Consider the following 12,445-nt stretch of genomic DNA (forward strand, 5'->3'; position numbering starts at 1 on the left):
CCCCGGACGGCACGGGTCAACTCGCCTTGTCGGAGGCGGCCAGCTGCGCGACGGCCTCGTCCACCGTGGCCGAGCCGCTGAGCAGCTGCTGCGAGAGGCGGCCCATCAGGTCGATCGTCTTGCTGGACAGGGCGACGTGCAGGGCCGGCTTGCCGGTCTTGAGCCCCGCAACGATCGTGGTGACGGCCGGGCCGCCGGCGGAGACGTCGATGGTGGTGTCGGACGCGATCGCGCCCGCGTCCGCGTAGAAGGCCTTCAGCGCCTCCGCCGACGTCAACGACCGGACCAGGTCGGCGGCCGTCTTCGGGTCCTTGGTCCACTTGGCGACCGCGTAGCCGATGCCGCCGTCGTAGGGCAGGCTCGGCGTCGCCGCGGGGTTGACCACCGGCGCGGCCATGACGCCCACGTCGGCCGGGTCGAGGAACTCGGCGAAGTCCTTCCAGTGCCCGATGTCGGACATCAGGCCGATGATGTGCGCGGCCTTGGCCGACTGGAAGACCGCGAACGCGTCGTTGAACATCGCGGTGGAGTTGACCCCGTCGTTGTTCAGGCCGTCGTCGTTGACCTGCTTCCAGAGCTCGAAGACCCGCTTCACGTTCGGCGAGGACCAGTCCCGCTTCCCGGCGACCCAGTCGTCGTACTCCTGCGGCGTGAGCACCGCCGAACCGATGCTGGACAGGAAGAACTGGATGCCGATGCCTTCCTTGTTGCCCACGCCGAAGCACTTGGCGCCCGTCTTGCCGGTGATGACGCCGCAGTCCTCGACGAAGTCGTCCCACTTCTCGGCGGGCGCCTCGGGGTCCAGCCCGGCCTGCTCGTACAGCGCCTTGTTGTAGTAGAGCGGGTGACCTTGCAGCGTCACCGGCGAGGCGTAGGTCTTCCCGTCCCGGGTGAACGCCTCCCAGCCGGCCAGCCGCTGCTTGTCCTGGTCCACGTACTCGTCCAGCGGCACCAGCGCGTCGACCCGGTCCCGGAGTTGGCCGCCACCGTTGAAGAGCATGACGTCCGGCCCCTTGCCGGCCTGGATCGCCGCCCCGAGCAGCGTGTAGTACTGGTCGAACGGCTGCGCCACGAACTCGACGTCGACGTCCGGGTGGCTCTTCGCGAAGTCGGCTTTCGCCTTGTCCAGGTACGCGGCCACGTTCGCGTCGCCGGACTTCCAGTCCCAGACCACCAGCTTGTCGCCGGAGCTGCCGGAGGTTCCCGGCGCCGTGGCACTCCCGCAGCCCGACGCCAGGGCCAACCCCAGGACCACGGCAGCCGACCACAGTGCGCGCTGCTTCATCGCTGCTCACTTCCCAGACGGCGGCCGGGCGTCTCGGCGCTCGGCGCGATTGGTGCACAAACCTAACTCGTATGACGTCTGACGTCAACGGTCCTACGTATACTCGGAGCAGCCCTGGAGCACCGGGGCGCGTGGCGCAACCGGAGGAAAGATGACCGCAGCGGGCCGGCGACCGACCGACGACTCCCCCGCTCCTCCCGAGTGGGCGCGTCGACCGACCAACCTGGCCAAGGCGGTCACCGCGGAGCTCGTGGGCCGCATCGTCCGCGGCGTCCACCCGCCCGGCACGCCCCTGCCGCCCGAGCCCGCGCTGGGCGCGACCTTCTCGGTGAGCCGGACCGTCATCCGCGAAGCGGTGAAGGTCCTCCAGGAGAAGGGCCTGGTCCAGGTGCGCCAAGGCGCCGGCACCACGGTCACCCAGCCGACGACGTGGAACATGCTGGACGAGCTCGTCCTCGCGGCCACCATCGCCGAGGACGAGACGCTGGCCGTGCTCGACGACCTCGTGGTCACCCGCCGCCTCCTCGAATCGGACATGGCCCAGGTGACCGCCCGCACGGCCGACCAGGGCACGATCGACCGGCTACGCGCGCTCGTGGACCGGATGGACCTGCTCGTCGACGACCCCGAGGCCTACCGCGAGCAGGACCGCGCCTTCCACGACACGGTCATGCAGGCGTCGGGCAACCGGATCGCCCGCGGCGTCGTGCGCTCGCTGGAGAGCCAGGTCATCAACACCGCCCGCTACATGGGCCGGAGCGAGCGGGCGTTGTGCGTGGCGTCCAACCAGGGGCACCGCCGGGTCTACGAGCGGATCGCGGCGCACGACCCGGCCGGCGCCGCCGACGCCATGTTCACCCACATCACCGAAGCGTGGTTGGTGCGCCGAACCGACAACGGGGACCCGAGCCGCCTGGAGCGCTAGGTCGCCACCCGACGACACCACCCCCTCCGCGCAGCCACTCCGCTGAGCGTCGTCCGGCTCGCGGCCGACGACTCCGGCCAGCATACCGACGCACGACCCGCCTGGGAATGATGAGTAGTACTTAACCGAATCACCTGCCCTGGATTCGCCGGCCAATCAAGCCAATGACCACGCGTATGCCACCGTGGCACGAAATATTTTCGTCTTTCCCTTGACGTAACAGGCATGCACAGGCTGTCATGAGTAGCGAGAAGACGCCGCGATGAGTCTTACTCATCGAAGGAGATCCGGCTCGTCGGACTCCGGCCCACGAGCACCACGACGTAGTGGAGCAGCTCATGCCACAACGGCCGAACGGCCGCGCACCCTGTGCGCACCGGACCGGCGTCCTCGGCTGACGGACGGCTGACGTCCGGCCGTCGTGCGACGCCCCACCATCTCTGGGAGCGCTCCCGGCACCGATCCTCGACGCGAACGCCCCCTTCGTCGTGCACGCACCGGTCGTCGCGCACCGGCGGCCGGACTCGGAGAACGGACTCGGAGAACGGGAGGTCCACGGTGGGCTCACGACGGGTCACCCTCGCCGACGTGGCCAAGGTGGTCGGCGTCTCCCAGACCACCGTGTCCCTGGTGTTGTCGGGGCGCGGCCGGGACCTGCGGATCTCCGAGGAGATGCAGCGCCGGGTCCGCGAGGCGGCGACGGAGTTGGAGTACCGCCGCGACCGGGTCCCGATGGGGCAACGCGGGGCGAGGACGCAGACGATCGCCTTCGTGTCCGACTCCGTGGCCAGCTCGCGGCTCGCGGGCCACATGATCAAGGGTGCGCTCGGTGCGGCCCGCAGGCACGGCGTCACGCTGCTGTTCGGTGAGACCGAGGGTGACGCCGGCTTCCAGCGCACGCTGATCGAGACGATGCACGACTACCAGGTCGACGGCATCATCCTCGCCTCGGTGCACACCAGGACGATCAGCATCCCGGCCGAGCTCGCCACCGGCCCGGCGGTGCTGCTCAACGTGCTGCCCCGGGAGCCGTCCCGGCTGGTCTCGGTCCTGCCCGACGAGGTGCGGGCGGGCCGCGCCGCCGCGCGCGTGCTCCTCGACGCCGGCCACGGCGAGGGCATCCACCTCATCGGCGTCAGCCCGTCCGGGAACGACGTGCCGCCGGGCCGGACCGCCGCGTTCGACCGGCTCACCGGCATCCGCCGGGAACTGGGCGAGGTGGGCGTCGAGGTGGAGAGCGGGCACGCGTGCCGCTGGTGGCTGCCGAAGTACGGCTTCGAGGCGACCAGGGACCTGTTGGACGAGGCCCGGCCGCGGGCGTTGATCTGCCTGGACGACCGGCTCGCGCTCGGCGCCTACCAGGCGTTGCAGGACGCCGGCCTCAGCGTGCCCGACGACGTCTCCGTCGTCTCGTTCGACGACCACCCCATCGCCTCGTGGCTGCGCCCCGGCCTCACCACCGTCGCCCTGCCGCACCACGACCTGGGCGCGAAGGCCGTCGACCTCCTCTTCGCCGACGCCGACCGACCCGATCCGGACCGCCTGCGCCGGGGCGGCACCTACCGCGTCCCGATGCCCGTGCGCCACCGCGACTCCGTGGCGCCGCCTCGATGAGCCGAGCACCCGTGCGCGGTGACGCCCGGATGCCACCGACCGCGTGCGCCCTCACCGCCGCGCGGGTGCGATGACCGCGAGGACGTCGTCCAAGCGGTGGTCGGCGAACCCGTTGGTGCCGTAACCGAGGTCGAACGTCACGTCGGACCCACCTTCCGGCCCAGCGCCCGCGCCAACGGCAGCACCGACCCGCGGGTGCCCGCCTTGGTCGCCTCGCGCACACGTGCGGCGGACGGGTCCGGCGGCACCGCGTCGCGCCCGGCCGCCGCGAGCTCGATGCCGGCACCGGTCAGGACGGGTTCCCGGCACGACCTCATCCCAGCCCTCCCGCCCACTCGTACAGCTCGCGCGTCTGCTCGGCGAAGCGGTGCTCGTCGCTTCCCAGGGGGTCCTTGAAGAAGAACGCCAACGCGCCCAGCGCGCCGCTCTCCCCCGCCGCGTGCGCCGCGGCGACCAGCCGGGTCAGGTCGAGCACCAGCGGCGCCGCCAGCGCCGAGTCCAGGCCGGTCCAGGTGAACTGCAGGGTCATCCGCGCGCCGAGGAACCCCTCGAACGACACGTGGTCCCAGGCGGTCTTCGTCTCGCCGAGGTCCGGCACGTTGTCGATGTGCAGGGGCGCGGTCACGTCGCCGCCGAGCAGCGCCGCGAGGCCGTTGGCCTTGGACCGCAGCTTGCTGTCGGCGTGCGCCGGGTCCTCCAGCGTCGCGCCGTCACCCCCGCCGAGCAGGTTGGTGCCCGCCCACGACCGGACCGACAGCGCCCGCGCGGTGAACATCGGCGCGAGCACCGTGCGCAGCAGGGTCTCACCGGTCTTGCCGTCCCGCCCGGCGTAGGGCAGCCCTTCCCGCCGGGCCAGCTCCTCCAGCGCGGGCAGGGCGATCCCGGTGGAGGGGGTGAACCCGACGTACGGGCAGCCCGCCGTGAGCGCCGCGTAGGCGGCCAGCGAACTGGGCGGCAGCACGGTCCGGTCGGGATCGGCCATCGCCCGCTCCAGCGCGGCCAGGTCGGCGTGCTCCGGCAGCGACGGCACGGGCGGTTCCGTGGACGACACGTCGACCACGACGACCCGGGCGAGCCGGTGCCGGGCGCGGAACCCGGTGATGTCGGCGGCCAGCCGCCGGGCGACGTCGGCCTGGACGCCGTCGAAGCGCGCCGTCCGGATCTCGCCGTCCACCTCGCGCAGGCCGGGCCTGACGCTCTCCAGCAGGTGGTGCGGCAGCACACCTCCCTCGGCCAGCAGCTCGGCCCGCTTCTCCAGGGGTGTCTGCGCGATGTCGTGCCCGCCGACGACGAGGTCCGACCACCCGGGCAGGGTGACGCCGGCCAGCTCGGGGCGCTCGGTCACGCAACCGGTCACCGGTGTCAGGCCCGCGCGCAGGGCCAGCAGCCCGCACACCGCGGTCGTCGCGACCGAGCCGCGCGCGCCGATCAGCCAGAGCCCGGTGGACTCATCCGCCATTGGTCATCCCTTCGAACTGGGTGCCGCGGTCGGCCCGGCCGCGGCTGCCGCCGACGACCGGGGCAGCCCGGCCGCGCGCCTGCCCGCCGAACGGCCGTGCGCTCCGGGGAATTCGGTCCGCCGCTGTTCGGCGGATCACGGCCCTGGAGCGAACCGTAGAAGCGCCGCCGGCCGCCTGTCAATCAAACCGTTGGCAGCACTGCGCATGTGGTCCACCTCGTCGTGGTGACGGAGACGACGATCCCCAAATCCACTGTGGACGATCCTCGGCCCGGCCGAGCGAGACCCTGGGCGGGCAAGGCTTCGGGACGCCTGGGCAGAGCCCAGGCGTCCCGCTTCCCGCACCGGTGGACCGGTTCGTGGTCAGAACTGGGAGATGAACCTCCAGGCCTCACCCTTGGTCCAGGTGCGGACGCCGTCCTCGCACGAGCAGCCGTCGACCGGACCCGGGCCGTGGCCCCCGTCGAACGCGGCCCACTGCACCGGGTAACCCGCCCGGCACGAGTACGTCGTCGTGATGTGCGTGCGGCTGCCCGCGGCCGGTTCGCGCGGGCTCTGCGCGGCACAGCCGTTGTTCGCCACGAACCGGTCGCGCAACGACCGGCCCGCCGAGATGTTCAGCACGTTGTCCGAGATGCCGTGGATCCCGAAGTAGGCGACCGGCTGCGTGCCACCGGAGCACCCGCTCAGCTGCCCACCCGCGTAGACCACCACGGCGCGGAACACCGTCGCCCGCGAGCACGCCAGCGAGTAGCTCATGCCGCCGCCGTAGCTGAAGCCCATCGCGAACCGCAGCTTCGGGTCGACGCACAGGTCGGCCTCGATCCGCCTGATCATGTCGTCGACGAACACCACGTCCTCGCCGCCCGAGTTGGCCCACCCGTTGCCCAGGCCCTGCGGCGCCACCAGGATCGCGCTGTTGTTCGACTGCTCCTGCATCCCGTAGTACGACCACGCCGCACCGCTCGTCCCACCACCCGACACGTCGTTCATCGTGCCGCCGTTCCAGTGGAACCCGAAGATCAACCGGTACGGGCGGGTGTTGTCGTAGCCGTCGGGGACCCGCAGGACGAAGCCGCGGTTCTTGCCGCTGCTCTGGATCGTCTGCGCGCCGCTGCGCAGGGTCGGGGCCTTGCCGCAACCGGTGCCACCGGGGTCGCCGCCGCCCGACACCTTGGCCAGCTGCCACTGCTGGTTGTTCCCGCCCGTGTCGGCGTACTGCACGACGTTCGCGCCGTCCGCCGTCGACGAGCCCTGGACCTCGACGGCCTTGGTGCTGTGCCGGGCGACCAGCCGCACGTGGCCGCCGTCGGAGTCGGCCAGCCGGAACTGCTGGTTGGTGCCGCCGTGGTCGGTCCACTGCTGGACGACGGCGCCGTCGGCGGTCGAGGAGTTCGGCACGTCGAGGACCTTGCCGGAGTGGCGCGACTTGAGCCGGTAGTAGCCGCCACCGGAGTCCAGGAACTGCCACTGCTGGTTGGCGCCGTCGTTGCGGGTCCACTGGGTGATGCGGCCACCGTCGTTGGTCGCCAGGCCGTACACGTCCAGCGCCTTGCCGCTGTTGCGGTTCACCAGCACGTACCACGCGCTGGTGTCGACCGTGGCGGCAGCGGCCGGCGCCGCGGTCACCGCGGTCATCGTGCCGGCCGCGAGCAGCACCGCCGTCACGGCGGCGGTCACCGGTCGTCGGCGTCGCGGCTGAGGGGAGGCGAGGGTCTCACCACCGGCTTTCATCGAGCGCTCCTCCGGGTTCAAGGCAGGGTCCACCGCTGGTTGGTGCCGCCGTGGCAGCTCCAGACGATCAACTGGGTGCCGTCCGCGGAGCTGCCGCCGTTGGCGTCCAGGCACTTGCCCGACTGGGGGTTCACCAGCGAGCCGTTGGCGCCCGCGGTCCAGTTCTGGCCACCGCTGCCGTTGCACGTCCACAAGCGGACCGCGGCGCCGTTGGCCGTGCCCGACACCTCCATGCACTTGTCCAGCGCGCGCAGGGTGGACCCGTTGACCGTCCAGCGCTGGTTCACGCCGCTGTTGCACGTCCACAGCTGCACCTTCGCGCCGTCGACCGAGCTGCCGCCGTTCACGTCGACGCACTTGCCGGACGCGCCGGTGATCGGCCCGGTGCGCGTGACGACGCCGCCCAGCTCCTTGATGCGGATGTTGCGGAACGACACGTCGTCGCCCGTGCCGTGGTTCTGGATGCCGATGTGCCCGGACACCAGCGACCGGGCCGGGTCGGTGTTGGTGAAGTCGTTGATCCGCGTGCCGTTGAGGAACACCTGGAGGCGCTCGCCCTCGACCAGCAGCTCGAAGGTGTTCCACTCACCGGGTGGGTTGAGCGCGGCGTCGCGGGCGGCCTGGTCGGCGCCCTTGAACCCGTAGATCGCGCCGGTCGTCCGGTCCGCGGTGTCGGTGGCGTCGATCTGCACCTCGTAGCCGTTGGCCATCGCGGAGTTCGGGTCGCTGCTCGCCGGGAAGCCGACGAAGACGCCGGAGTTGTCGTCGCCGGGCATCCGCCAGTCCAGCTTGAGCGAGTAGGAGCGGTACTCGCGCGCGCTGTTCCAGAGCAGGCCTTGGCCGTCGAACGAGGTCAGCGTGTTGTCGCTGTTGGTGAAGCCGCCCGGACCCGCCTGCGACCAGCCGTTCGTGGAGCCGTTGTACACCGTGGTGTACCCGTTCTCCGGTCGGCAGTCCGCGTCGGCCCGGTTGGCCGTGTAGCGGATGCCACCGAGGACCATGGCGCGGAACCCGGCCTCGGCGTAGCTCGACTGGGTGTGGCCGCTGCCGGTGTAGAACGAGCGCCCGCCCTGGACGGTCTTGCACCAGGTGTGGGGGTGGTCGCCGCCCATCGAGCCGCCGCTGTAGGTCGACTCGTCCAGGGTCGCCAGGACCCGGGCCGTCGACCGGACGCTGCCGCGGAAGTTGTACCACTCGTCGGTCCGGGTCCACGCCGGCGCGAGGTGCGCGGTGGCCGGGTGCGCCCGGTTCTCGACCCGGACGGTGGCCTGCTGGATCGCCGGGTGCGAGGTGAAGTAGGTGCCGACCAGCTCGCCGTAGAACGGCCAGTCGTACTCGGTGTCGGACGCCGAGTGGATGCCGACGTACCCGCCACCGCCTCGGACGTAGGACTCGAACGCGGTCTGCTGCGTGGCGTTGAGCACGTCGCCGGTGGTGTTGAGGAACACCACCGTCTCGTACTTGGCCAGGTTGGCGCCGGTGAAGTGGTTCGAGTCCTCGGTGGCGGTCACCGTGAAGCTGTTGGCCGCGCCCAGGTCCCGGATCAGCTGGATGCCGGCCGGGATCGCGTCGTGGCGGAAGCCGGCGGTCTTGGAGAAGACCAGCACGTCGTACGGCGCGTCGGCCGCGACGGCCGGCGGGCTGGAGTTGAGCGCGGCGACGGTCAGGGCGGCCGCGGCCACTCCGATCACGCGCCGGGCGAGGGGGAATCTCATCTCTTTGCCTCCTGGGAGGAGGGCGACGTGGCGTCGCTCCGGTCGTGGGAACGACGCCACGTCGCGGTCCTTGCCGGTGTCACCCGGGCAGGTGTCGTCTGGTGGTGGGGTTTCGTCGGGGCCGGTGGGTCAGGGCAGGGTCCACCGCTGGTTGGTGCCGCCGTGGCAGCTCCAGATGATCAGCTGCGTGCCGTCGGCGGAGCTGGCGCCGTTGGCGTCCAGGCACTTGCCCGACTGCGAGTGCACCAGCGAGCCGTTGGCGCCGGCGGCCCAGTTCTGGGCGCTGCCGCCGTTGCAGGTCCACAACCGCACCAGGCTGCCGTCGGCGGTGCCGGCGGTCTCCATGCACTTGTCCAGCGCGCGCAGGGTGGACCCGTTGACCGTCCAGCGCTGGTTCGCGCCGCTGTTGCAGGTCCACAGCTGGACCTTGGCGCCGTCGGTGGAACTGCCGCCGTTGACGTCCACGCACTTGCTCGCGACACCGACGATCGGCCCGGTCCGCGTGCCACCCGTCGACGTGCCGAACGTGTAGGCGTCCACGTCGAACAAGGTGCCCGTGCCGCCCGCGAACGTCAGGTACAGCGCGACGGTCCCGCTCGGCACGTTGGACAGGGTGGCGGACACGTCGGTGAACGTCTCCCACCCGCCGGTCACCGGCACGGTCGCGGTGCCGAGCACCGGTCCGGTGGGCGAACCGGTCCGCACGGACAGCGTGCCGCCGGCGCCCGCGGACGACACCCGCGCGGTGAACTTCGTGGACGCCCCGAGCGCGTACGGCTCGAACGCGATCCAGTCGCCGTTCTGGATGTCGCCGACGGTCCGGCCGCCCTCGGCGGGCGCCTTGTCGTAGAGCGCGGTGCCGGACTGCGTCGAGTAGTGCTCGGCCTGGCGGTGCCGCAGCTGGAGCACGTGCTGCGTGTGCGTGGTCACCGGCGGCTGGCCGTTCGCGCCGGAGTCGGTGTACTCGGCGTCGAACACCGCGAACAGGTTCGCCGCCGTGTCGTGCTCACCGTCCACCGGGATCTGCAACGTGCCCGAGCAGCCGGTCTGCGTGGTGATCGGGTGCCCGTGGCTGTCGTGGCCGAGCAGGTAGCTCAGCTTCACCCGGGTGCAGTCGATCGTGCCGTCCTCCGCGTCCGCCGCCGTGATGGTGTACGGCACGGAGTCGCCGAAGCTGAACAGCGACCCGTTGACGGGTGTGTCCAGCCTGACCGTCGGTGCGGTGTTGCCGACCGAGATGGACACGCCGGCGGAGCCGGACCGGCCGCCGGTGTCGGTCACCGTGAGCGTCACCGAGTACTGGCCGTTGGCCGTGAAGGTGTGGCTCGGGTTGGCGGCCGTGGACGTGGTGCCGTCGCCGAAGTTCCACGCGTAGCTCAGCGCGGTGCCCTCGGGGTCCGACGAGCCCGCCGACGAGAAGTTCACCGTCAGCGGCGCGCTGCCGGAGACGCGGTCGGCGGCGGCCCGTGCGGTCGGCGCCTTGTTCCCGGCCGGGTTGTACTCGATGCGGTAGAGCGCGGAGCTGGCGTCGCCGCTGCCCCAGCCGGTGCCGTAGTCCAGCACGTACAGGGCGCCGTCGGGGCCGAAGGTCGCGTCCATGACCTGCGTGCCGCGCCACGGGAAATCGCTGACCTGCCCGGCCGACCCGTCGGCGTTGACGTCGATGGTCTTGATCCAGCGCCGGCCGAACTCGGTGGCGAACACGTGCCCGTCCAGCGCGGGCGGGAACTTGATCGACGACGGGTTGGCCGCGTCGTACCGGTACACCGGCGCCGCCATCGGGGACTCCGAGCCGCAGCCGAACGCGGAGAACGAGCAGTTGTCGTACTTGATCCACGCCGACTTCGCGGCCGGCAGGGTGCCCAGGCCGGTGTTGCGCGGCGAGTTGTTGGCCGGCGCGGCGCAGTTGAACCGGCTGCCGGACTGCCCGGTGGCGAAGTTGTAGTCCACGTACGCCTCGGACGTGGTGTTCGAGCCGACGCAGTACGGCCAGCCGAAGTTGCCCGCCGAGGTGATCCGGTTGAACTCCACCAGGCCGGCGGGTCCGCGCGTGTTGCTGCTCGTGCCCGCGTCGGGCCCGTACTCGCCGAGGTAGATCGCGCCGGTCGCCTTGTCCACGTTGAAGCGGAACGGGTTGCGCAGGCCCATCGCGTAGATCTCGGGCCGGGTGTTGGCGGTGCCGACCGGGAACAGGTTGCCCGACGGGATCGAGTACGACCCGTTGGCGTTCACCTTGATCCGCAGCACCTTGCCGCGCAGGTCGTTCGTGTTGCCGGCGCTGCGCTGCGCGTCGTAGACCGGGTTGCGGTTGGTCCGCTCGTCGATCGGGGCGTAGCCGCTCGAGTCGAACGGGTTGGAGTCGTCGCCGGTGGACAGGTACAGGTTGCCGGCCGCGTCGAAGTCGATGTCGCCGCCGACGTGGCAGCAGTTGCCCCGGTCGGTCCCGACCTCCAGCACGGTGACCTGGCTGGCCAGGTTCAGCGTGTAGTCGGCGTTCAGGGTGAACCGGGCCAGCCGGTTGACCCCCTTCCACGCCGAGAAGTCCGACCCGGTGGCCGGTGCGTCACCACCCGGGGTGGACAGCGGCGGCGCGTAGAACAGGTAGATGAACCGGTTCGTGGCGAAACCGGGGTCGACCCCGATGCCCTGGAGGCCTTCCTCGTCGTGCGTGTAGACCGGCACCGTGCCGATCACGCTGGTGACGCCCGCGGCCGTGGTGCGGCGCAGCGTCCCGTTGCGGGCGGTGTGCAGCACCGAGCGGTCCGGGAGCACGGCGAGCGTCATCGGCTCACCCACCTCGGCGACCCCTCGGGCCAGTTCGACCTGCTGGAAGTCGGCGGGGTTGACCGCGTGCGCGGAGGCCGGTGACGTCGAGCCGATCACCGTCGCCACCACACCGGCGGCCACGAGGAGAGCGGCGGTCATCGCCGCCCTGACTCGGTATCTCATGGCAGGCTCACACCCTTTTGATCTCTGCTGACAGGGGTTTCGAGACGGCCGGCGCGCGGGGCGGCGACGCACCGGTGCTCTTCCTGCCCGAAGGCGTGCCCGGAATTGCCCGGGAGCGCTCCCAGTCGGGGTCAGGAAGAAAGGTGGCGGATTCGCGCGGTCAGCCCGTCGACCGGCCGGCGCGGACTGGTCGCGGCGGACCGACTCCGCACGCGATCGCGGAGGCAGCGGGCACGACCGGGACAGTTCGCCGTTGAACCATGGGTACTCCGAACGAATCGGGCGGTGCGCGGTTCGAACCGACTCGAACCGAGGGGAGACTAGGTGCTGATGATCGGCTGAAGCAACGACTTCGCCGATCGCTCACCGGACGTTCGGCCGTCTCGGCTCACAGTGTCCTCAATGGACCTGACAACGACGGGGGCGGGACCGACCACCCGACCGCGGTCGGGTGGGTGAGCCGGCCGGGACACGGCACCCGGTCGACCCCAACGTGGTCGTCGCATCGAAGAGCCCCCTCGTCATCGTCGACGGGCGCGGCCGGGCCACCCACCTCGAACCGAGGCGCGGGTCTCGCCGGAGCCTCCCGCACCGTAGCCACCGGCGACCCGGGGCGTCAACGTTCCGCGTTGCTAAAATTGTTAGCGCTAACTCTTTAGCCGACAAGGCAACGCACGGGCTTTCCGATTGTTTCACCATCATCTTTCAAACGCCGTTCCTCCGGGTTCAGCCGGTTGGACGAGTCGTGTTATCGCTAACACCGC

Annotated in this window: 7 protein-coding genes and 1 pseudogene; 2 read left to right on the forward strand and 6 right to left on the reverse strand. The window is 71.1% G+C overall.

The window, feature by feature from the left end; all coding sequences use genetic code 11:
• Window positions 1–16 precede the first annotated feature (16 nt).
• A complete protein-coding gene (locus ACQPYE_RS24955) occupies window positions 17–1,285 on the reverse strand; it encodes an ABC transporter substrate-binding protein (RefSeq protein WP_498714810.1) in 1,269 nt (422 codons plus the stop codon).
• Window positions 1,286–1,436: 151 nt separating this feature from the next.
• Here ACQPYE_RS24955 and ACQPYE_RS24960 point away from each other — a divergent pair, with 151 nt between their 5' ends.
• Entirely contained in the window at window positions 1,437–2,210 is a 774-nt protein-coding gene (locus ACQPYE_RS24960; protein ID WP_498714811.1) for a FadR/GntR family transcriptional regulator, read from the forward strand.
• 558 nt (window positions 2,211–2,768) lie between these two features.
• Window positions 2,769–3,824 (forward strand): LacI family DNA-binding transcriptional regulator, encoded by a 1,056-nt coding sequence (locus tag ACQPYE_RS24965; protein ID WP_498714812.1) that lies wholly within the window; start codon window positions 2,769–2,771, stop codon window positions 3,822–3,824.
• Window positions 3,825–3,961: 137 nt separating this feature from the next.
• Here the strand turns inward: ACQPYE_RS24965 and ACQPYE_RS24970 are convergent, their stop codons facing one another.
• The 5 genes and pseudogenes from ACQPYE_RS24970 to ACQPYE_RS24990 form a co-directional block, all read right to left on the reverse strand.
• Complete coding sequence (locus ACQPYE_RS24970) at window positions 3,962–4,141, reverse strand: hypothetical protein (RefSeq protein WP_498714813.1); 180 nt, start codon at window positions 4,139–4,141, stop codon at window positions 3,962–3,964.
• Window positions 4,138–5,283 carry an inositol-3-phosphate synthase gene (locus ACQPYE_RS24975; RefSeq protein ID WP_498714814.1) on the reverse strand — a complete coding sequence of 382 codons (1,146 nt, stop codon included), beginning with the start codon at window positions 5,281–5,283 and terminating at the stop codon, window positions 4,138–4,140. Before ACQPYE_RS24975 ends, ACQPYE_RS24970 begins: the two co-directional genes overlap by 4 nt.
• 366 nt (window positions 5,284–5,649) lie before the next feature.
• A pseudogene (locus tag ACQPYE_RS24980) lies at window positions 5,650–6,921 on the reverse strand (RICIN domain-containing protein); the annotation flags it as partial.
• A gap of 113 nt (window positions 6,922–7,034) precedes the next feature.
• Window positions 7,035–8,732, reverse strand: coding sequence for a ThuA domain-containing protein (locus ACQPYE_RS24985; RefSeq protein ID WP_498714815.1), 1,698 nt, complete (start codon window positions 8,730–8,732; stop codon window positions 7,035–7,037).
• A 129-nt stretch (window positions 8,733–8,861) separates the two neighbouring features.
• Complete coding sequence (locus tag ACQPYE_RS24990; protein WP_498714816.1) at window positions 8,862–11,681, reverse strand: PQQ-dependent sugar dehydrogenase; 2,820 nt, start codon at window positions 11,679–11,681, stop codon at window positions 8,862–8,864.
• Window positions 11,682–12,445 lie beyond the last annotated feature (764 nt).

The organism is Actinosynnema sp. CA-299493, from assembly GCF_050946825.1.
GTDB lineage: Bacteria > Actinomycetota > Actinomycetes > Mycobacteriales > Pseudonocardiaceae > Actinosynnema.

Excerpts from the sequence above, each read along its gene's own strand:
- ACQPYE_RS24955 (WP_498714810.1), bottom strand. The coding sequence starts at position 1,285 with ATGAAGCAGCGCGCACTGTGGTCGGCTGCCGTGGTCCTGGGGTTGGCC.
- ACQPYE_RS24960 (WP_498714811.1), top strand. The coding sequence starts at position 1,437 with ATGACCGCAGCGGGCCGGCGACCGACCGACGACTCCCCCGCTCCTCCC.
- ACQPYE_RS24970 (WP_498714813.1), bottom strand. The coding sequence starts at position 4,141 with ATGAGGTCGTGCCGGGAACCCGTCCTGACCGGTGCCGGCATCGAGCTC.
- ACQPYE_RS24975 (WP_498714814.1), bottom strand. The coding sequence starts at position 5,283 with ATGGCGGATGAGTCCACCGGGCTCTGGCTGATCGGCGCGCGCGGCTCG.
- ACQPYE_RS24985 (WP_498714815.1), bottom strand. The coding sequence starts at position 8,732 with ATGAGATTCCCCCTCGCCCGGCGCGTGATCGGAGTGGCCGCGGCCGCC.
- ACQPYE_RS24990 (WP_498714816.1), bottom strand. The coding sequence starts at position 11,681 with ATGAGATACCGAGTCAGGGCGGCGATGACCGCCGCTCTCCTCGTGGCC.